The following is a 20728-nucleotide window of genomic DNA, read 5'->3' as shown; positions in this document are numbered from 1 at the left end:
CGTCATCCGCCGAGCCGGGGCAGTACGTCGTCGCACAGCAGCCGCAGACCGCGCCATCCCTCCTCCACCGGCATCCCGCCCGCCAGCGGATGCAGCACCCAGGTGTCCAGCCCCTTGGCCACGCACTCGTCCGGGGTGAGGATCCGGTACACGCCCTCCGCGCGCAGCTCGTCGACCGTCGTCGCACCCGACCGCACGGCCGAGCGAACACCCCCGGACTGCCAGGAGGCGTACGTCCGCGCCTCGTGCAGGAAGTGCCGCCCGTACGCCGCCCACGCCCGGTCCGGGTCCTCGGAGAGGTGCAGCAGCGGGGTCTGCGGCCCCGGCATCATCGTCCAGCCCTCGGTGCCGTACTCCGTGAGCCGCTCCTTGTAGTACGCCTCCAGCTCCGGCAGATGCGCGCTCGGGAAGAACGGCAGCCCCAGCCGGGCGGCCCGGCGCGCGGCCGCCTTCGAGGACCCGCCGACCAGCAGCAGGGGGTGCGGGCGGGTGTACGGGCGCGGGGTGACCCGTACCGTACGCCCCCGGTAGGCGAACTCCTCGCCGGTCCACGCCGCGAGCAGCGTCTGAAGCAGCTCGTCCTGGAGCCGGCCGCGCCGCCGCCAGTCCACTCCGGCCCGCGCGTACTCCTCGGGCCGGTACCCGATCCCGGCCACGGTCACCAGCCGTCCGCCGCTCAGCAGATCCAGTACGGCGATGTCCTCGGCCAGCCGCAGCGGATCGTGCAGCGGGCCGATCGCCGCCGACACCGTCACCCCCAGCCGCCGGGTCGCCCCCAGCACCGCGCCCGCGAAGACGAACGGCGAGGGAAGCCAGTTGTCCCCGACGCCGTGATGCTCCTCGGTCTGCACGGTGGTGACCCCACGCTCGTCGGCGTACGCGGCCATCTCCAGGGCGGCGCGGTACCGCTCCCGCAGCTCGGCCGGGCCGGCCCCGGGCGCGACCAGGTTGAAGCGGACGACGGTGACGGGCATGAGGTCCCCCTTCCGGCGTGGTCCGCCCGGGACGGTAGCTGACGAGCCGTCATATTGCCATGGCCGCGACACCGGCACCGTAGGCTCGGGGTGGTGACGAGACCCGTCGCGCTGACAGACCCGCAGGCCGAAGCCGTTCCGGGATGGATCGCGCTCCGGACCGCCCCGCACCAGAGAGAACTCGTCGGCTGAGCCCGCCGTACGGCCGTGGCGTCCGACGGGCCCGTCGGGGCCGGGGATGGATACTGGAGCGTGTTATGGAAACCGTCATCCTTGCTGTAGTCATCGCCGTGGTCGTGCTCGGTGTGATCGGCGGGCTCGTCGTCGGCAGTCGGCGGAGGAAGCCACTGCCCCCGCCGCCCCCGGCCGCGCCCGACATCACCGCGCCCCCGGCCGAACCGCACATCGGCGAAGAGGCCGAGACGCCGCGCGAAGAACCGCGCCGCACGATAGAGGAAGTGGATCTTCCGGGCGGCCCCGCGCCGGTCGAGGTCGAGGAACCCCCCGCCGACCTCGTCGAAGCCCCCGAGATCGAGATCCCCGAGCCCACCGCCGGCCGCCTGGTCCGGCTGCGGGCCCGGCTCTCCCGCTCCCAGAACGCCCTCGGCAAGGGGCTGCTCACGCTGCTCTCGCGAGAGCACCTCGACGACGACACCTGGGAGGAGGTCGAGGACACCCTGCTCACCGCCGACGTCGGCGTGCAGCCCACCCAGGAGCTGGTCGAGCGGCTGCGTGAGCGCGTCAAGGTGCTCGGCACCCGCACCCCGCAGGAACTGCGCACCCTGCTGCGCGAAGAGCTGCTCAAGCTGGTCGGTACCGATGTCGACCGCACCGTGAGGACCGAGCCCGAGGACCGCAAGCCCGGCATCGTGATGGTCGTCGGCGTCAACGGCACCGGCAAGACCACCACCACCGGCAAGCTCGCCCGCGTGCTCGTCGCCGACGGCCGCACCGTCGTCCTCGGCGCCGCCGACACCTTCCGCGCCGCCGCCGCCGACCAGCTGCAGACCTGGGGCGAGCGGGTGGGCGCCCACACCGTGCGCGGACCGGAGGCCGGCGACCCCGCCTCCGTCGCCTTCGACGCGGTGAAGGAGGGCAAGGAGATGGGCGTCGACGTGGTGCTCATCGACACCGCCGGACGCCTGCACACCAAGACCGGCCTCATGGACGAGCTCGGCAAGGTCAAGCGTGTCGTGGAGAAGCACGCCCCGCTCGACGAGGTGCTTCTCGTCCTCGACGCCACCACCGGTCAGAACGGCCTCGTCCAGGCCCGGGTCTTCGCCGAGGTCGTCGACATCACCGGCATCGTGCTGACCAAGCTGGACGGTACCGCCAAGGGCGGCATCGTCGTCGCGGTCCAGCGGGAGCTGGGCGTCCCGGTCAAGCTGGTCGGACTGGGCGAGGGCGCGGACGACCTCGCGCCGTTCGAGCCGGAGGCGTTCGTTGACGCCCTTATCGGGGAGTGACGCCGGGCACCTCCGAAAACCCGGATGTGAGAAGCGCCCGCCCCCGAGGTGCAGTCGGGGAGCGGGCGCTTCGCCGTGTGCGCGTCGTGCGGCCTCGTAGGCGCTACGCCCGCGACCGGTGCGCCACATACGCCAGCGTGCCCAGCAGCAGCCGGGCGGCCGGCGGGCGGCTCGCCGTGTCCAGCTCCGGCGGACGCAGCCAGCGCACCGGGCCGAGGCCCGCCCGGTCGGAGGGGGGCGCGGTGATGAACGTACCGGGGCCGAGACCGCGCAGATCGAGGGCGCCCGGGTCGTCCCAGCCCATGCGGTACAGCAGCTCGGTCAGCTCGGCGGCGGCGCCCGGCGCGACGAAGAAGTGGGCGCGCCCCTCCGGGGTCGCGGCGACAGGGCCGAGCGGCAGGCCCATCCGCTCCAGCCGGACCAGCGCGTGGCGGCCCGCGGACTCGGCCACCTCGATCACGTCGAAGGAGCGCCCGACGGGCAGCATCACCGACGCGCCCGGCACCTCACGCCAGACCTCGGTCACCTCGTCGAGCGTGGCGCCCGCCGGCAGTCGCGGCACGAAGTCCAGCGGATGCGCCCCCGGCGCGCGGCAGTCCCGGCGACCGCAGGAGCAGGCACCGGCCGCGGTCCGGGCGCCCGGCACGACGTCCCAGCCCCACAGCGCGGTGCACTCCGCGACGATCGTGCAGTCGGACGGACGGCCGCGCCTGCGCGCGCCGGAGCGGATCTCGCGAATGCCGCCGATCGTGAAGCCCATGCCCCCTCCAACGGGTCCGACGCACCGGTGGTTACGTAGCGGACGCAGAACGTGACTCTCTGTATTTATGCCTGCTGCTTATGCGTCCTGGGACACCCCGCGTGGGCAGCGCCTGGGAGCACGCCGGGTGGTGTGCCGGGCGGTGCGCGCCCCTGAGTGCATCGCTCCGCTCACTTCCGGCTGGTCTGTGTCAAGTGAATCGCGTACCGGTCGTCGTGAGTTCATTCGAAGGGGTGGCGAATGGTGGCGTTTCCGGGATCCCCGTGGCTGAGTGCGTGATCGTAGGACTACTTTGGGTGCACGAGTCCTGGGGGCACATGCACTCGTGGATATGCCGGAGGCAACCCGGCCTTCCGTTCGAAGAGTGAGAACCGGCGGACGGGCGGCCTCACCCCCCGGCATTCTGATAAGGGTTGGCGCACTCAAGGCTTGTTCGCGCAGAGCGACAAGTGGTCTCAGGGATGGGGGCGTTCCAGTGAGCGGCAACGACGGTAGCGAGACGAACGCTGCGAGCGCGGACAAGCGCCCCAACGAACTCCTCACGTCGTGGTTCGTACGCAGCGGCTGGTCGAAGGGCGAACTCGCCCGCCAGGTCAACCGCCGAGCCCGTCAGCTGGGCGCCAACCACATCTCCACCGACACCTCCCGCGTGCGCCGCTGGCTGGACGGCGAGAACCCCCGCGAGCCCATCCCCAGGATCCTGTCCGAACTGTTCTCCGAGCGGTTCGGCTGTGTCGTCTCCGTCGAGGACCTCGGTCTGCGCACCGCGCGGCAGTCGCCCTCCGCGACCGGGGTCGACCTGCCCTGGACGGGCCCGCAGACGGTGGCGCTGCTCAGCGAGTTCTCGCGCAGCGATCTGATGCTGGCGCGGCGCGGTTTCCTCGGGACCTCGCTGATGCTGTCCGCGGGCCCGTCCCTCATCGAGCCCATGCAGCGCTGGCTGGTGCCCACCCCGTCCTCCCCGCGCCGGGAACCCGACCGGCCGCTGCCCACCAGCCGGGCCCGCGGCCGCCTCTCCAAGCCCGAACTGGACCTGCTGGAGTCCACCACCAGGATGTTCCGGCAGTGGGACGCCCAGTGCGGCGGCGGCCTGCGCCGCAAGGCCGTCGTCGGCCAGCTGCACGAGGTGACCGACCTCCTCCAGGAACCCCACCCCGAGGCCACCGCCAAGAAGCTCTTCAAGGTCGCCGCCGAACTGGCCGAACTGGCCGGCTGGATGTCGTACGACGTCGGACTCCAGCCCACCGCCCAGAAGTACTTCGTCCTCGCCCTGCACGCCGCCAAGGAAGCGGGCGACCGCCCGCTCGGCTCGTACGTCCTGTCCAGCATGAGCCGCCAGATGATCCACCTCGGACGGCCCGAGGACGCCCTGGAGCTGATCCACCTCGCCCAGTACGGCAGCCGGGACTGCGCCGGCCCGCGCACCCAGTCCATGCTGTATGCGATGGAGGCCCGCGCCTACGCCAACATGGGCCAGCCCGGCCGCTGCAAGCGGGCCGTGCGGATGGCCGAGGACACCTTCGCCGACGTCGACGACTGGGACGAGCCGGACCCCGACTGGATCCGCTTTTTCAACGAGGCCGAGCTCTACGGCGAGAACTCCCACTCCTACCGGGACCTCGCCTACGTCGCCGGCCGCAGCCCCACCTACGCCTCCCTCGCCGAACCCCTGATGCACAAGGCCGTCCAGCTCTTCGCCGCGGAGAGCGACTACCAGCGGTCGTACGCGCTCAACCTCATCGGCATGGCCACCGTCCACCTGCTCCAGCGCGACCCCGAGCAGGGCGCCGAGTACGCCACCCAGGCCATGCGCGCCGCCAAGAAGGTCCGTTCCGAACGGGTCAACACTCGTATCCGAAAGACCGTCGACACCGCCGTACGCGACTTCGGCGACCTCGCCGAGGTCGTCGACCTCACCGAGACCCTCGCGGCCGAGCTGCCCGAGACCGCCGAGGCCGTCTGACCCCGCACACCCCAGAGCCCCGGCCGCGGCCGGCCCTCCCGAACTGCCCGACTCGGCTCCCCCCATGCCAGGTCATCGGAAGGCCGCCGCGGCCGGCTTTTTCCTTTCCCGCGACGACTCCGACGGGGAAGGTTGCGCCACGATAACGATCGTGCGGCCCGACATCCGGCACTTCACCGACGCGTAACACACAGGGCGCCTTCGTCACCCGTGCGAAACAACCAGGGGCTTCCGCCGAAACCGCGCTGCGCCAATCTCTTGCCGCATAACCGGCCCACCCCCTCACACCGCTCAGGCTTCGCCCGCACGGGGCCGTACTCACGACGAGGAGATACCGGCATTGAACGGCACAGATACCGGATTCGTTTTGATCAGTGCAGCGCTCGTCATGTTGATGACGCCTGGGCTGGCCCTGTTCTACGGCGGCATGGTGCGCTCCAAGAGCGTCCTCAACATGCTGATGATGTCCTTCATCTCCCTGGGCGTCGTCAGCGTGCTCTGGGTGCTCTACGGCCACTCCCTCGCCTTCAGCGGTGACACCGGTGGCTTCATCGGCAACCTGGACATGATCGGCCTGAAGGGCATCGACGCGAGCAGCGTGGTGGACAGCTTCGTCACCGACGACGACGGCACCGCGCACCAGATCTCCACCTTCGCCTTCTCGCTCTTCCAGATGCTGTTCGCCGTCATCACCGCGGCCCTGATCAGCGGCGCCCTCGCCGACCGCGTCAAGTTCGGCTCCTGGATGATCTTCATCGGCGTGTGGGTCACCGTCGTGTACTTCCCCGTCGCCCACTGGGTCTGGGGCGGCGGCTGGCTCGCCCAGCTCGACCCCGCGGTGATCGACTTCGCCGGTGGTACCGCGGTCCACATCAACGCCGGCATCGCCGGACTCGCCGCCGTCCTCGTCGTCGGCAAGCGCGTCGGCTTCAAGAAGGACCCGATGCGGCCGCACAACATGCCGCTCGTCCTGCTCGGCACCGCCCTGCTGTGGTTCGGCTGGTTCGGCTTCAACGCCGGCTCCGAGCTCGGCGTCGACGGCACCACCGCCCAGATGGCCATCAACACGCAGGTCGCCACCGCCGCCGCCATGCTCGGCTGGCTCGTCTACGAGCGCATCCGTCACGGCGCCTTCACCACCCTCGGTGCCTGCTCCGGCGCCGTCGCCGGCCTCGTCGCCATCACCCCCGCCGGCGGCAACGTCAACATCTTCGGTGCCCTGCTCATCGGTGTCGTCGCCGGTGCCCTGTGCTCCTGGGCCGTCAGCCTCAAGTACAAGCTCGGCTACGACGACTCCCTCGACGTCGTCGGCGTCCACCTCGTCGGCGGTGTCATCGGCACCCTGATGGTCGGCTTCCTCGCCATCGACGGAACCGGCAGCCTGAAGCAGTTCGGCTCCCAGGCCATCGGCGCCTTCTCCGTCATGGGCTACACCTTCGTCGTCACCTACCTCCTCGCCCTCGCCCTGCAGAAGACCATCGGCTTCCGGGCCACCGAGGACGACGAGGTCGCCGGCCTCGACCAGACCGCCCACGCCGAGACTGCATACGACTTCAGCGGCGCCTCCGGCTCCCACATCTCCGCCGCCGCCCCCGCCCCGACCGGCACCGCCGCCGCCAGCAAGAAGGTGGACGCATGAAGCTCATCACCGCCGTCGTCAAGCCGCACCGCCTGGACGAGATCAAGGAAGCCCTGCAGGCGTTCGGTGTCCACGGCCTGACGGTCACCGAGGCCAGCGGTTACGGTCGTCAGCGGGGACACACCGAGGTCTACCGCGGCGCCGAGTACACGGTCGACCTGGTCCCCAAGATCCGTATCGAGGTTCTGGCCGAGGACGACGACGCCGAGCAGCTGATCGACGTCATCGTCAAGGCGGCCCGCACCGGCAAGATCGGTGACGGCAAGGTCTGGTCCCTCCCGGTCGAGACGGCCGTACGGGTCCGCACCGGCGAGCGCGGCCCGGACGCGCTCTGACCGCAGAAACGAACAGGAGTCGCTGGGTGACGAGTACGGACATGCGCAACGAAGCAGAGGACTCGGGACCCAGCGGCTACGCGGCGGCCCGGCTGCGCCTCCTCACCGAGGGGGCGCGGTCCGGGCCGCCGCGCCGTGCGGCCCTGGCCGAACTCACCGACGAGTGGCTGGCCGGCCTCTTCACCGCCGGCGCCGAAGGGCTGCGCGGCGCCTCCCTGGTCGCCGTCGGCGGCTACGGCCGTGGCGAGCTCTCCCCACGCAGCGACCTCGACCTCCTGCTGCTGCACGACGGCAGCGACCCCAAGGCCGTCGCCGCCCTCGCCGACCGCCTCTGGTACCCCGTCTGGGACCTCGGCCTCGCCCTCGACCACTCCGTACGCACCCCGGCCGAGGCCCGCAGGACGGCGGGCGAGGACCTCAAGGTCCAGCTCGGCCTCCTCGACGCCCGCCATCTCGCGGGCGACCTCGGACTGACCGCCGGACTGCGGACGGCCGTCCTCGCCGACTGGCGCAACCAGGCCCCCAAACGCCTCCCCGAACTCCAGGAACTCTGCGCCGAACGCGCCGACCGCCAGGGCGAGCTGCAGTACCTGCTGGAACCCGACCTGAAGGAGGCCCGCGGCGGACTGCGCGACGCCACCGCCCTGCGGGCCGTCGCCGCCTCCTGGCTCGCCGACGCCCCCCGCGAGGGCCTCGACGACGCCCGCCGCCGCCTCCTCGACGTACGCGACGCCCTCCACCTCGCCACCGGCCGCGCCACCGACCGACTCGCCCTCCAGGAACAGGACCAGGTCGCCACCGAACTCGGCCTCCTCGACGCCGACACCCTGCTGCGGCAGGTCTACGAAGCCGCCCGCGTCATCTCGTACGCCAGCGACGTCACCTGGCGCGAAGTGGGGCGCGTACTGCGCTCGCGCGCCGTGCGGCCCCGGCTGCGCGCCATGCTCGGCGGCGGCAAACCGACCGCCGAGCGCTCACCGCTCGCCGAGGGCGTCGTCGAACAGGACGGCGAGGTCGTGCTCGCCCGCGCCGCACGCCCCGAACGCGACCCCGTGCTCCCCCTGCGCGCCGCGGCCGCCGCCGCACAGGCCGGACTCCCGCTCTCCCTGCACGCCGTACGGCGCATGGCCGCCACCGCGCGCCCCCTGCCGACGCCCTGGCCCGCCGAGGCACGCGAGCAACTGGTCACCCTGCTGGGCTCCGGCCGACCGACCGTCGACGTCTGGGAAGCCCTGGAGGCGGAAGGGCTGATCACCCAGCTCCTCCCCGACTGGGAGCGGGTCCGCTGCCGCCCGCAGCGCAACGCCGTCCACGTCTGGACCGTCGACCGCCACCTCATCGAGACCGCAGTCCGCGCCTCCGAGTTCACCCGCCGCGTCAGCCGCCCCGACCTGCTGCTGGTGGCCGCGCTCCTGCACGACATCGGCAAGGGCTGGCCCGGTGACCACTCCGTCGCCGGCGAGATCATCGTCAAGGACGTGGCGGCGAGAATCGGCTTCGACCGGGCCGACGTGGCGGTCCTGGCGACCCTCGTACGACATCACCTGCTGCTGGTCGAAACGGCCACGCGACGCGACCTGGAGGACCCGGCGACCGTACGCCTCGTCGCCGAGGCCGTCGGCAGCCAGAGCACCCTGGAGCTGCTGCACGCCCTCACCGAGGCCGACGCGCTCGCCACCGGCCCGGCGGCCTGGTCCTCCTGGCGCGGCTCCCTGGTCGCCGAGCTGGTACGACGGGTCGCCGCGGTCCTCGCAGGAGACGTACCGGACGAGCCGGAGGCCGCCGCGCCCACCGCCGAACAGGAACGCCTCGCCATCGAGGCGGTCGCCACCGGCGGACCGGTGCTGTCCCTGCGCGCACAGACCGAGCCGCCCGGCGACGAGCCGCCCGGAGAACCCGAGCCGCTGGGCGTGGAACTGCTCATCGCCGTGCCCGACCAGCCGGGAGTCCTGCCGGCGGTCGCCGGAGTCCTCGCCATGCACCGCCTGACGGTGCGTACGGCCGAGCTACGGGCCCTGGAGCTGCCCGACGGCGTCGAGGGCTCGGTGCTGCTGCTGGACTGGCGGGTGGCGGCGGAGTACGGCTCGCTGCCCCAGGCGGCGCGGTTGCGCGCGGATCTCGTACGGGCGCTCGACGGCTCCCTGGACATCGCGGGGCGGCTGGCGGAACGGGACGCGGCGTACCCGCGGCGTCGCGGCTGGGTGGCCCCACCCGCGCGCGTGACGGTGGCGTCGGCGGCTTCCCACCACGCCACGGTGATCGAGGTACGGGCCCAGGACGCGCCGGGGCTGCTGTTCCGGATCGGGCGGGCGCTGGAGGACGCGGGGGTGCGGGTGCGCAGTGCGCATGTGAGCACGCTGGGCGCCAACGCCGTGGACGCCTTCTACGTCACAGGGTCCAGAGGCGTTCCCCTGCCGGGGGACGAGGCGACTGCTGTGGCGCGGAAGCTGGAGGAGACTCTGCGGGGGTGAACCCGGTTCTGCCGCTCCGGGATACCCTGGAGGGCGATTCCCGAAGCCAACACCGACCCCGAGGACCGCGAGCGCCGTGTTCGATACTCTCTCCGATCGCCTCTCAGCGACTTTCAAGAACCTGCGCGGCAAGGGACGGCTCTCCGAGGCGGACATCGACGCCACGGCTCGTGAGATCCGCATCGCGCTCCTCGAAGCGGACGTGGCGCTGCCTGTCGTCCGGACGTTCATCAAGAACGTCAAGGAGCGCGCGCTCGGGGCCGAGGTCTCCAAAGCGCTGAACCCGGCGCAGCAGGTGCTGAAGATCGTGAACGACGAGCTCGTCACGATCCTCGGCGGCGAGACCCGTCGTCTCCGCTTCGCCAAGCAGCCGCCCACCGTGATCATGCTGGCCGGTCTGCAGGGTGCCGGTAAGACGACTCTCGCGGGCAAGCTGGGCCGGTGGCTGAAGGAGCAGGGGCACTCTCCGCTGCTCGTGGCCTGTGACCTGCAGCGGCCGAACGCCGTCAACCAGCTCGGCGTCGTCGCCGAGCGCGCCGGTGTCGCCGTGTACGCGCCGCAGCCGGGCAACGGCGTCGGTGACCCGGTGCAGGTCGCCAAGGACTCCATCGACTTCGCGAAGTCCCGCGTCCACGACATCGTCATCGTCGACACCGCCGGCCGCCTCGGCATCGACCAGGAGATGATGCAGCAGGCGGCCGACATCCGGGACGCCGTCTCGCCCGACGAGATCCTCTTCGTCGTCGACGCCATGATCGGTCAGGACGCCGTCAACACGGCCGAGGCGTTCCGGGACGGCGTCGGCTTCGACGGTGTGGTGCTGTCCAAGCTGGACGGTGACGCCCGTGGTGGTGCGGCGCTGTCGATCCGGCAGATCACCGGCAAGCCGATCATGTTCGCGTCGAACGGCGAGAAGCTCGACGACTTCGACGCGTTCCACCCGGACCGGATGGCCTCCCGGATCCTCGACATGGGTGACCTGCTCACCCTGATCGAGCAGGCGGAGAAGACGTTCAGCCAGGAAGAGGCCGAGAAGATGGCCTCCAAGCTGGCGTCGAAGAAGGGCCAGGACTTCACCCTGGACGACTTCCTGTCCCAGATGGAGCAGGTCAGGAAGATGGGCAGCATCAGCAAGCTGCTCGGCATGCTGCCCGGTATGGGGCAGATCAAGGACCAGATCAACAACCTCGACGAGCGGGACGTCGACCGCACCGCCGCGATCATCAAGTCGATGACCCCGGCGGAGCGTCAGGACCCGACGATCATCAACGGCTCGCGGCGGGCGCGTATCGCCCGGGGTTCCGGTGTCGAGGTCAGTGCCGTGAAGAACCTGGTCGAGCGGTTCTTCGAGGCCCGGAAGATGATGTCCCGCATGGCTCAGGGCGGCGGCATGCCGGGTATGCCGGGGATCCCGGGCATGGGCGGCGGGCCGGGCCGTACCAAGAAGCAGCCGAAGAAGGCCAAGGGCAAGCAGCGTTCCGGCAACCCGATGAAGCGCAAGCAGCAGGAGCTGGAGGCGGCCCAGCGCCGTGAGGCGGCCGCGCAGGGCGGGAACGCGTTCGGGCTGCCGCAGCAGGGCGGTCAGGACTTCGAGCTGCCGGACGAGTTCAAGAAGTTCATGGGCTGAGTGCCCTGAGTGTGCCGTCGAGGGCGCCCTTCTTAGGAGGGGCGCCCTCGGTCCGTTCCCTAGGGCACGCGGGCGATCAGGTAGCGGAACACGTTCGGCATCCACACCGTGCCGTCGTGGCGCTGGTGGGGGTGGAGTGCCTCGGTGAGTTCCTTGTCGACCTGGGCCGGGTCGGTGGCGGCGGTGGCCGCGTCGAAGAGGCCGGTGGAGAGCAGTCCGCGGACGGCGCTGTCCATGTCGGCGTAGCCGAAGGGGCAGGCGACCCGGCCGGAGCCGTCGGGTTCGAGGCCGGCCTGCCGGGCGGCCTCCTCCAGGTCGTCGCGCAGGGCGGCGCGCCAGCAGCCCTCGGAGGGAAGCGGTTCGGCCAGTTTGGTGGCCGCCCGCAGGACGGAGACGGTGGCGCAGCGCTCGGGTGGTCCCCAGCCGGTGAGTACGACGGGTGTGCCGTGGTCGGTGAGCGGTGTCGCGGCGGTCAGCAGGTCGGTGAGGTGCTCCGCGTCGCCTGCGGTGCAGCCGATGGGGTCGAAGGCCGTCACGAGGTTGTACGGGGGTGTTCCGGGGCCGGCCGCGTCCTCGGGTGGGCCGTCGACGAGGTGGGTCCGCACGCGCGCGTGCGGGTGGCCCGTCGCGTCCGGCAGCAGCCGCTGCCGGGCCAGGGTCAGCCGTTCGGGGTGGACGGATTCGACGCCGGTGAGGGTGGCGCCCTTGGTGGCCGCCATCAGCAGAGCGAGTCCGGAACCGCAGCCGAGGCCCAGCAGCCGGGTGCCGGGGCCCACTTCCAGTCGCTCGTAGACGGCGTCGTAGAGCGGGACGAGCATCCGCTCCTGGATTTCGGACCAGTCACGCGCGCGTGCACCGCGGTCCACGCGGGGGTGAGGTCCCCCGTGAGGCCGGTGCTGTCGCACGAGCGTAGGTGTCATGGATAAGCGCCCCAATCGCCGAGAGTTCGAGAGTTCGCCTCCGTGCCCGTTTTCCTGACCCCCGTGCAGTGCGCTCGCACTCCCCCCGTATGTCAGGTAACTCCCTGCTCGCGACCGCGTCCAGAGGAAAGGGACTCCTCTTTGCCGGGTGACGGTGCGGGTGGCGAGAATTCACATCGCGGCAACGTGGGTCGTCCCCTCGCGCCATGACGGAGACGGGACGGGTCGATGTCGGAGGACGGGGGCGCACCGGGTAACGTCGCGATCGTGGCGTGCGCTTACTGAGGCGTGGGTCGGGGCGTGAGAGCGGCCGGAACTCCCCTTGCGCCCCACCACACCTCCCGTGCGCCGGCGTGCGGAGGAGGCGTACGCGCCGGGGCGTACGTGTGTCTACGCACCAGCTTGTGCTGAGCTGGGCGGCTTCTCCGCAGATCAGCGCACCCGCCCTCGTCGGGGAGCATCAGCGGCAACTGACGGGTACGTGCAAATTATTTGGGATGCCCCGGAATAGGAACACAATGGCCCTCCCGCTCGTTCTCATTACGTGAGCACGACACAGACACCACCTGTTCTCGCCGCAGAGCTGGCGCAGGCGTGGGCCGACATTCAGCGGCACCACCCCGAGCTGCCTGACCTTGCCGCGCCAGAGTCCCTGATCGGGGAGTCGTCGTCCGCGTGCGGTCACGAGCTCTCCTTCGAGCGACTGCTCCATGAGGCAGTCCATGGCATCGCCGCCGCGCGCGGCGTGCGCGACACCTCCCGTGCCGGCCGCTACCACAACCGCAGATTCCTCGCGATCGCCGAGGAACTGGGCCTTGACCACCCCGAGGAGCCGCACCCGAGCAGCGGTTTCTCGCTGGTCACACTCAACCCCGAGGCCAAGCGGCGCTACCGCTCGACGATCGAGCGCCTGCAGCGGGCCCTCAAGGCCCACACGGCGGCCACCTCCGCCGAGACCACCCGCGCCTTCCGGGGCCCGGCCGCCCGCCATGGCTCCTCCGGCGGCGGGGTCAGGGTCAAGGCGGTCTGCGACTGCGGGCGCAACGTACGGGTCGTCCCCTCGGTGCTGGCCCAGGCGCCGATCGTGTGCGGGGGGTGCGGCAAGCCGTTCCGGATCCCCGAGGTGGCCGGCGCGGCGTAGGCCCGCGCACGCGGTACCGGCATCTCGTGGCTGCCGGTGCGGCCGAACGACCCGGGGTGCCGCGCCGTGAGCGGGGCGGCACCCCTCTCCGGCGCGCCCCGTGACGGCTCCCGGGGACCCTCGGCGATAGGCGACCTCCGAGGTGTGGCAGAATGGCTAGCTGTACTCGACAGCCGCACAGGACCCCTCTCTCCTCCGGCTGACGCGTCCATCGGGCACTCGGGTACCGCAACCCCACGCGGCATTCTCGCCGTGCCCAACCACGTCAAATCCAGGAGAACCCACTCCCGTGGCAGTCAAGATCAAGCTGAAGCGTCTGGGCAAGATCCGTTCGCCTCACTACCGCATCGTCGTCGCCGACTCCCGTACCCGCCGTGACGGCCGGGCCATCGAGGAGATCGGCAAGTACCACCCGACCTACCACCCGTCGGTCATCGAGGTGGACGCCGAGCGCGTGGCGTACTGGCTGGGTGTCGGCGCGCAGCCGACCGAGCCCGTGCTCGCCATCCTGAAGAAGACCGGCGACTGGCAGAAGTTCAAGGGCGAGCCCGCCCCCGCTCCGCTGCTGACCGCCGAGCCGAAGAAGGCGCGCCCGTCGTTCGAGGCCCTGGGCGGCGACGACGAGGGCAAGGGTGAGGCGATCACCCAGAAGAAGAAGGCTGAGAAGAAGGACGAGGCCGCGGCTGAGTCCGAGTCGACCGGGGCCTGAGCATGCTCGAGGAGGCTCTCGAGCACCTCGTGAAGGGCATCGTCGACAACCCTGACGATGTGCAGGTCGCCTCGCGCAACCTGCGCCGTGGACGTGTGCTCGAGGTCCGGGTCCACCCGGACGACCTCGGCAAGGTGATCGGCCGCAACGGCCGCACCGCACGCGCTCTGCGCACCGTCGTGGGCGCCATCGGCGGCCGCGGTGTCCGTGTCGACCTCGTCGACGTGGACCACGTCCGCTGACGCTTCACAGCAACAGCACCGGCTCGGGCCGGGGAGGGCCTTGGGGCCGTCCCCGGCCCGCAGTCGTATGACAGGAGATTTGGACACGTGCAGCTCGTAGTCGCCCGGATCGGCCGCGCCCACGGCATCAAGGGCGAGGTCACCGTGGAGGTCCGCACCGACGAGCCGGAGCTCCGGCTGGCGCCCGGTGCCGTCCTCGCCACCGATCCCGCTCCGGTGGGACCGCTCACCATCGCCGCCGGCCGCGTCCACAGCGGCCGCCTCCTCCTGCGCTTCGAGGGCGTCGCCGACCGCACCGCGGCCGAGGCCCTGCGCAACACCCTCCTGATCGCCGAGGTCGACCCGGAGGAGCTGCCCGAGGAGGAGGACGAGTACTACGACCACCAGCTGATCGACCTGGACGTGGTCACCGAGGACGGCACCGAGGTCGGCCGGATCACCGAGATCTCCCACCTGCCCTCCCAGGACCTGTTCATCGTCGAGCGGGCCGACGGCAGCGAGGTCATGATCCCCTTCGTCGAGCAGATCGTCACCGAGATCGACCTGGCCGAGCAGAAGGCGGTCATCTCACCGCCCCCCGGCCTGATCGACGACCGGGCGGAGATCGACTCCTCCCGGGAGGAGCAGGACTGATGCGGCTCGACGTCGTCACGATCTTCCCCGAGTACCTCGACCCGCTGAACGTCTCCCTGGTCGGCAAGGCACGCGCGCGTGGACAGCTCGACGTCCATGTGCACGACCTGCGCTCCTGGACCTACGACCGGCACAACACCGTCGACGACACCCCCTACGGCGGCGGCCCGGGCATGGTCATGAAGACCGACCCCTGGGGCGACGCCCTGGACTCGGTCCTCGCCGACGGCTACGAGACCGGCTCCCACGCGCCCGCCCTCATCGTCCCGACGCCCAGCGGCCGCCCCTTCACCCAGGAACTCGCCGTCGAGCTGTCCGAGCGGCCCTGGCTGGTCTTCACCCCGGCCCGCTACGAGGGCATCGACCGGCGCGTCATCGACGAGTACGCGACCCGGATGCCCGTCCACGAGGTGTCCATCGGCGACTATGTCCTGGCCGGCGGCGAGGCGGCCGTCCTGGTGATCACGGAGGCCGTGGCCCGGCTGCTGCCCGGCGTCCTGGGCAACGCCGAGTCCCACCGCGACGACTCCTTCGCGCCCGGCGCCATGGCCAACCTCCTGGAGGGCCCCGTCTACACCAAGCCCCCGGTGTGGCGCGGCCGTGACATACCGGACGTGCTGCTCAGCGGCCACCACGGCAGGATCGCCCGCTGGCGCCGCGACGAGGCCCTGCGGCGTACGACCCTGCACCGGCCCGATCTCATCGAGCGCTGCGAGCCCAAGGTCTTCGACAAGAAGGACCGCGAGATGCTCTCCATCCTGGGCTGGGCCCCGGACCCGCAGGGCGAGCCGTACGGCCGATTTTGGCGCAGGGTCGAGGGCATGGAAGAATAGGTCGCTGTTGTGCGCCGTCCGGCGTGCGCCCCTGCCACAGGGGGACACGACGCCCGCCCCGACCGCACACGGCTTCGTGCAAACACCTAGCTACCGCTGATGACCTGTGGCATCGGCGAAGAAAGCAGACGAAATGTCTCACCTGCTCGACTCCGTCGACTCCGCGTCGCTGCGCAGCGACATCCCGGCCTTCCGCCCGGGTGACACCGTCAACGTCCACGTCCGCGTCATCGAGGGCAACCGCTCCCGTGTGCAGCAGTTCAAGGGCGTGGTGATCCGTCGCCAGGGCGCCGGTGTCCGCGAGACCTTCACGGTCCGCAAGGTCTCGTTCTCCGTCGGCGTCGAGCGCACCTTCCCGGTGCACACCCCGATCGTCGAGAAGATCGAGCTCGTCACCCGCGGTGACGTGCGTCGCGCCAAGCTCTACTACCTGCGCGAGCTGCGCGGCAAGGCCGCGAAGATCAAGGAGAAGCGCGAGAGCTGAGCGCTTTCCCGGGGTCACAGGAGGGCCGGATAGCATCTGGCCCCGATGGACACCGAAGCACAGCCCACGGAGCGCGACCGCTCCTCCCGCCCTTTCCAGGGGCCGGAGGGACGGTCGCGTTTCGCGTTGCCGCGCGGGATCACGGACCGGATCCCCGGCGGCCGGATCAGCCTCACCCTGCTGGTCTGCCTGGTCTTTGTGCTGCTCCTCGGCACGTTCGTGGTGCAGCCCTTCCAGATTCCATCCGGATCCATGGAATCCGGATTGAGGATCGGGGACCGCGTTCTCGTAAACAAGTTGGCGTACCGTTTCGGTGGCGAGCCGCGGCGCGGTGATGTCGTTGTGTTCGACGGCACTGGGTATTTCGGGAACGGGCACTACGTCAAACGCGTCGTGGGTGTGGGGGGAGACCGTGTGGTCTGCTGCGACAGGGAGGGGAGGATCCAGGTGAACGGCCGGTCGGTCGACGAGTCGACGTTCCTGTACCCCGGCGACAGCCCGTCCACGGTGCCTTTCCACGTGGTCGTGCCCGAGGGCCGGCTCTTCCTCCTCGGCGACCGTCGCAGCGCCTCCAGCGACTCCCGCGACCATCTGGGCTCGCCCGGCGGCGGCATGATCCCCGTCGACGGTGTGATCGGCCGGGTCGACTGGATCGTCTGGCCCTTCGGCCACCTCACCCGCCTGGAACGCCCGAGCGCCTACGCGCGCGTGCCCGCCTCCGCCGAAGGCCCGAGCGCCGCGGAGGCGGTCGATCGACGCGGCGGTGCGCATGGGTAACCGCGGCAAACCCCGCGGCGTCCCCAGCAGCCCCGCGGACAACCTGCTGCCCACCGGCACCCGGCGCGCCGCCGGCCCGTCCGGCGGGCGTACGCGCGCGGAGCGGCGCAAGCTGCAGCGCAAGGTCAAGCGCAGGCGCAGGCGCTCGGCCGTCAAGGAGATACCGCTCCTGATCGGCGTCGCGGTCCTCATAGCGCTCGTCCTGAAGACCTTCCTCGTCCAGGCGTTCGTGATCCCGTCCGGCTCCATGGAGAACACGATCCAGATCGGCGACCGCGTCCTGGTCGACAAGTTCACCCCGTGGTTCGGCGCCAAGCCCGAGCGCGGGGACGTCGTCGTGTTCAAGGACCCGGGCGGCTGGCTCCGGGACGAGCAGACCACGAAGAAGGACGACCCCATCGTCGTCAAGCAGGTCAAGCAGGCCCTGACCTTCATCGGTCTGCTGCCGTCCGACGACGAGAAGGACCTCATCAAGCGGGTCGTCGGCGTGGGCGGTGACCGCGTCCAGTGCTGTGACCCGCAAGGGCGAGTCACCGTCAACGGCGTTCCGCTGAACGAGGGGGATTACCTGTATCCGGGGAACGCCCCGTCCAACACGCCGTTCGACATCACCGTCCCCGAGGGGCGCCTGTGGGTGATGGGCGACCACCGGGCCAACTCCGAGGACTCCCGCGCCCACCAGGACACCGACTACGGTGGCACGGTCTCCGAGGACCAGGTGGTGGGCCGTGCCATGGTCATCGCCTGGCCGATGGGCCACTGGACCAGCCTCGACGAGCCGCGGACCTTCTCCGCGGTGGGCGACTCGGCCGCTTCCGCTGCACCGCCCGGCCCCCCGCTGTCGCATAGGGTTGCCTCCGACGAATCGAACGGAACGATCCGACTCCCGACCCCTGCGGAACTCCCGCTCGTTATGGGAGTGGTGGGCCTGCGTCGGACATGGGGCAGGCAGCGGCACAGAGTAAGGAGTTGGCGTGGGGGATGTGGCGGTTGGCGCACGGTCCGGACACGACGGCGAGGAGCACCGCGGACGTCCCGTGGAAGCGACCGACCAGGCCGCGGACGACGCCGTGACCTCAGGGAATGAGCCCGGGGCGCCCGAGGACGGGCCCACGGCGGACGACCGGGCCGGGGCCGCGGGCCAGGGCCCCGGGGACTCGACGCCCAAGGCGAGGAAGCCGCGCTCCTTCTGGAAGGAGCTGCCGATCCTGATCGGTATCGCGCTCGTGCTGGCGCTGCTGATCAAGACGTTCCTGGTGCAGGCGTTCTCGATCCCCTCGGCCTCGATGCAGGACACGCTCCGCGAGGGTGACCGGGTCCTCGTCGACAAGCTGACCCCGTGGTTCGGCTCGGAGCCGGAGCGCGGCCAGGTGGTCGTCTTCCACGACCCGGACAACTGGCTGGCGGGCGAGGCCCCGCCGGAGCCGAACGCCTTCCAGACCTTCCTCAGCTGGATCGGCCTGATGCCGTCCGCCGAGGAGAAGGACCTGATCAAGCGGGTCATCGGGGTCGGCGGCGACACCGTCGAGTGCAAGGGCACCGGCCCGCTGAAGGTCAACGGCAAGGCGCTGAACGAGGAGTCGTACGTCTTCCCCGGCAACACGCCGTGCAGCATGGACGACACCGGCGGCCAGTTCAAGGTGACCGTGCCCGAGGGCCACATCTGGGTCATGGGCGACCACCGGCAGAACTCGCGGGACTCCCGCTACAACCAGGCGGACAGGCACAAGGGCATGGTCCCGGTCGACGAGGTCGTCGGCCGCGCCATCGTGAAGGCATGGCCGATCAACCGCTGGGGCACGCTGCCCGTGCCGGACACCTTCGACCAGGACCTGAGCACCGGCTCCCAGGCGTCCGCCGCGCTGACCGTCGCGCCGCAGGGCCTGGCCCTCGTCGGGCTCGTGCCGGTGGTGGTGTGGCGGCGCCGGCGTTCATCGGCGAGCGAGCGTCGGTAGACCCGCGAGCCTCGGTAAACCCTTTCCCAGGGTTGTGACCGGGGTCCGGGGCGAAGGGCTGCCCCGGCTCGGTACCGGCGGGTAGGGTGCGGATCCATGGGTGGTCAGAGCACGACACGCACGGCCCGCAGCGGCGGCACCAGAACGGGCCCGGTGGGCGGCCGGACCGGACAGCGACTGTCCGGGGTGGCGGTCGCACTGGGCCTCGTGCTGTTTCTCGGCGGCTTCGGCTGGGCGGCGGTGGTCTACCGGCCGTACACCGTGCCCACCAACTCGATGGCCCCGACCATCGAGGCGGGCGACCGGGTGCTCGCCCAGCGGGTGGACGGCGCCGATGTGCGCCGGGGCGATGTCGTCGTCTTCACCGACAAGACCTGGGTGAGCAACGCCCCCGTGGTCAAACGCGTGGTCGCGATCGGCGGTGACACGGTCGCCTGCTGCACCGACGGCAAGCTCACCGTCAACGGCAAGCGGATCGACGAGCCCTACCTGCCCAAGGACAGCCGGGCCGAGATCACCGGCTTCCCGACCGTGACCGTCCCGGAGGGCCGGCTCTTCCTGCTCGGCGACGAGCGCGCCGGGTCCCTGGACTCCACCGCCCACCTCACGGACGCGGCCAGCGGCACGGTGGCGCGCAGCGCCGTCACCGGCCGGGTGGACGCGGTCGTGTGGCCCATGGACGGCATGCTGGGACGCCCCACCGGCTTCGAGACACTCGGCGCCCTGTCCCAGCCCGGCCCGCTGCGCCTGATCGTCGCGCTGATCGTCGTGGGCGCGGTCCTGGTACTGGGGGGCGGTGCGTACGGCCCGATCGCCAAGCTGCTGTCCCGGCGTGGGCGGACGGAGCCCGCCGGTGCCCGCTGAGACGACGGACGCGCGGGCCGACTCGTACGAGGAGGGCCTGCGCCGGGTCGCCCGGGTGGTGCTGCTCGACCCCGAGGACCGCATTCTGCTGCTGCACGGCCATGAGCCGGACGATCCGGCCGACGACTGGTGGTTCACCCCCGGCGGCGGACTGGAGGGCGAGGAGAGCCGTGAAGAGGCCGCGCTGAGGGAACTCGCCGAGGAGACGGGCATCACCGAGGTCGAGCTGGGCCCGGTGCTGTGGCGGCGGCGGTGCTCGTTCCCGTTCGCGGGCCGCCGCTGGGACCAGGACGAGTGGTACTACCTGGCCCGTACGACGACGACCGCGACCCGCGCCGTGGCCCTCACGGAGCTGGAGCGGCGCAGCGTCGCCGGTGCGAGGTGGTGGACCTGTGCGGAACTGACCGGGTCGCATGAGACGGTGTATCCGACCAGACTCGCCGAGCTGTTGCGCAGGCTGCTCGACGATGGTCCCCCTGCCGGGCCGGTGACCCTTGACACGGAAATCGTCTAGGGGCCGAGGGCACTGGCGCACAATGGGGGGACCGCACGGCTGAAGGGGAACATGCCATGAGCGCCGAGGACCTCGAGAAGTACGAGACCGAGATGGAGCTGAAGCTCTATCGGGAGTACCGCGATGTCGTCGGTCTGTTCAAGTACGTGATCGAGACCGAGCGGCGCTTCTATCTGACCAATGACTACGAGATGCAGGTGCACTCGGTCCAGGGCGAGGTGTTCTTCGAGGTATCCATGGCGGATGCCTGGGTCTGGGACATGTACCGGCCGGCGCGGTTCGTGAAGCAGGTGCGGGTGCTCACGTTCAAGGACGTGAACATTGAGGAGCTGAACAAGAGCGACCTGGAGCTGCCGGGCGGGTGAGGGGCCCCGGGCGGGTGACGGAGTTGTCCACAACCGCCGACTTCTCCACCAAGATC

General features: G+C 70.9%; 21 protein-coding genes. 18 read left to right on the top strand and 3 right to left on the bottom strand.

From position 1 onward, the window contains the following. Window positions 1–2: 2 nt before the first annotated feature. Window positions 3–974: an LLM class flavin-dependent oxidoreductase gene (locus tag ACH5AC_RS26805; RefSeq protein ID WP_398864729.1), complete on the bottom strand. Its 972-nt coding sequence runs from the start codon at window positions 972–974 to the stop codon at window positions 3–5. A gap of 257 nt (window positions 975–1231) precedes the next feature. Between ACH5AC_RS26805 and ftsY the strand changes: the two genes are divergently transcribed. Further along, window positions 1232–2440 (top strand): signal recognition particle-docking protein FtsY, encoded by a 1209-nt coding sequence (ftsY, locus tag ACH5AC_RS26800; protein ID WP_398864728.1) that lies wholly within the window; start codon window positions 1232–1234, stop codon window positions 2438–2440. A 103-nt stretch (window positions 2441–2543) separates the two neighbouring features. Here ftsY and ACH5AC_RS26795 read toward each other — a convergent pair whose 3' ends face one another. Further along, entirely contained in the window at window positions 2544–3200 is a 657-nt protein-coding gene (locus ACH5AC_RS26795; RefSeq protein WP_398864727.1) for a bifunctional DNA primase/polymerase, read from the bottom strand. Between the two features lie 475 nt (window positions 3201–3675). Here ACH5AC_RS26795 and ACH5AC_RS26790 point away from each other — a divergent pair, with 475 nt between their 5' ends. From ACH5AC_RS26790 to ffh, 5 genes are all read left to right on the top strand, one after another. Then, window positions 3676–5163, top strand: coding sequence for a hypothetical protein (locus ACH5AC_RS26790; RefSeq protein ID WP_398864726.1), 1488 nt, complete (start codon window positions 3676–3678; stop codon window positions 5161–5163). Between the two features lie 340 nt (window positions 5164–5503). Continuing rightward, window positions 5504–6802, top strand: coding sequence for an ammonium transporter (locus ACH5AC_RS26785; protein WP_398864725.1), 1299 nt, complete (start codon window positions 5504–5506; stop codon window positions 6800–6802). Then, on the top strand, window positions 6799–7137 hold the full coding sequence (locus tag ACH5AC_RS26780) for a P-II family nitrogen regulator (RefSeq protein ID WP_003997576.1): 339 nt from the start codon (window positions 6799–6801) through the stop codon (window positions 7135–7137). The genes ACH5AC_RS26785 and ACH5AC_RS26780 overlap by 4 nt, the downstream gene beginning before the upstream one ends. Before the next feature lie 26 nt (window positions 7138–7163). Beyond that, window positions 7164–9608, top strand: coding sequence for a [protein-PII] uridylyltransferase (locus tag ACH5AC_RS26775; protein WP_398864724.1), 2445 nt, complete (start codon window positions 7164–7166; stop codon window positions 9606–9608). Window positions 9609–9684: 76 nt separating this feature from the next. Then, window positions 9685–11235 (top strand): signal recognition particle protein, encoded by a 1551-nt coding sequence (gene ffh / locus ACH5AC_RS26770; RefSeq protein ID WP_398864723.1) that lies wholly within the window; start codon window positions 9685–9687, stop codon window positions 11233–11235. Between the two features lie 59 nt (window positions 11236–11294). On the opposite strand, the gene ACH5AC_RS26765 is transcribed toward ffh, so the two are convergent. After that, window positions 11295–12155: an SAM-dependent methyltransferase gene (locus ACH5AC_RS26765; protein ID WP_398864722.1), complete on the bottom strand. Its 861-nt coding sequence runs from the start codon at window positions 12153–12155 to the stop codon at window positions 11295–11297. Window positions 12156–12699: 544 nt separating this feature from the next. Here ACH5AC_RS26765 and ACH5AC_RS26760 point away from each other — a divergent pair. The 12 genes from ACH5AC_RS26760 (at window position 12700) to ACH5AC_RS26705 (ending at window position 20672) form a co-directional block, all read left to right on the top strand. Further along, window positions 12700–13296 (top strand): hypothetical protein, encoded by a 597-nt coding sequence (locus ACH5AC_RS26760; RefSeq protein ID WP_398864721.1) that lies wholly within the window; start codon window positions 12700–12702, stop codon window positions 13294–13296. Window positions 13297–13585: 289 nt separating this feature from the next. Next, window positions 13586–14005, top strand: coding sequence for a 30S ribosomal protein S16 (rpsP, locus tag ACH5AC_RS26755; RefSeq protein WP_398864720.1), 420 nt, complete (start codon window positions 13586–13588; stop codon window positions 14003–14005). Window positions 14006–14007: 2 nt separating this feature from the next. Continuing rightward, complete coding sequence (locus ACH5AC_RS26750; RefSeq protein ID WP_003973401.1) at window positions 14008–14247, top strand: RNA-binding protein; 240 nt, start codon at window positions 14008–14010, stop codon at window positions 14245–14247. An 87-nt stretch (window positions 14248–14334) separates the two neighbouring features. Then, complete coding sequence (gene rimM, locus ACH5AC_RS26745) at window positions 14335–14880, top strand: ribosome maturation factor RimM (protein ID WP_398864719.1); 546 nt, start codon at window positions 14335–14337, stop codon at window positions 14878–14880. Next, entirely contained in the window at window positions 14880–15713 is an 834-nt protein-coding gene (trmD, locus tag ACH5AC_RS26740) for a tRNA (guanosine(37)-N1)-methyltransferase TrmD (protein WP_398864718.1), read from the top strand. The genes rimM and trmD overlap by 1 nt, the downstream gene beginning before the upstream one ends. Before the next feature lie 133 nt (window positions 15714–15846). Next, a complete protein-coding gene (rplS, locus tag ACH5AC_RS26735) occupies window positions 15847–16197 on the top strand; it encodes a 50S ribosomal protein L19 (protein WP_079309735.1) in 351 nt (116 codons plus the stop codon). 45 nt (window positions 16198–16242) lie between these two features. Beyond that, entirely contained in the window at window positions 16243–16974 is a 732-nt protein-coding gene (lepB, locus tag ACH5AC_RS26730; protein WP_398864717.1) for a signal peptidase I, read from the top strand. Beyond that, window positions 16967–18061 carry a signal peptidase I gene (gene lepB / locus ACH5AC_RS26725; RefSeq protein ID WP_398864838.1) on the top strand — a complete coding sequence of 365 codons (1095 nt, stop codon included), beginning with the start codon at window positions 16967–16969 and terminating at the stop codon, window positions 18059–18061. Before lepB (ACH5AC_RS26730) ends, lepB (ACH5AC_RS26725) begins: the two co-directional genes overlap by 8 nt. Continuing rightward, complete coding sequence (lepB, locus tag ACH5AC_RS26720; RefSeq protein ID WP_398864716.1) at window positions 17949–18929, top strand: signal peptidase I; 981 nt, start codon at window positions 17949–17951, stop codon at window positions 18927–18929. The genes lepB (ACH5AC_RS26725) and lepB (ACH5AC_RS26720) overlap by 113 nt, the downstream gene beginning before the upstream one ends. A 96-nt stretch (window positions 18930–19025) precedes the next feature. Further along, a complete protein-coding gene (gene lepB / locus ACH5AC_RS26715; protein WP_398864715.1) occupies window positions 19026–19793 on the top strand; it encodes a signal peptidase I in 768 nt (255 codons plus the stop codon). After that, complete coding sequence (locus tag ACH5AC_RS26710) at window positions 19783–20307, top strand: NUDIX hydrolase (protein ID WP_398864714.1); 525 nt, start codon at window positions 19783–19785, stop codon at window positions 20305–20307. Before lepB (ACH5AC_RS26715) ends, ACH5AC_RS26710 begins: the two co-directional genes overlap by 11 nt. Window positions 20308–20363: 56 nt before the next feature. Then, the gene (locus ACH5AC_RS26705) at window positions 20364–20672 is read left to right on the top strand and encodes a DUF2469 domain-containing protein (RefSeq protein WP_003965949.1); all 309 of its coding nucleotides are present in this window, start codon (window positions 20364–20366) and stop codon (window positions 20670–20672) included. Window positions 20673–20728 lie beyond the last annotated feature (56 nt).

Source organism: Streptomyces sp. NPDC018693 (assembly GCF_044391385.1).
GTDB lineage: Bacteria > Actinomycetota > Actinomycetes > Streptomycetales > Streptomycetaceae > Streptomyces.
The sequence above is the reverse complement of the archived record's forward strand: the minus strand, read 5'-3'. Positions and strand labels throughout refer to the sequence as shown.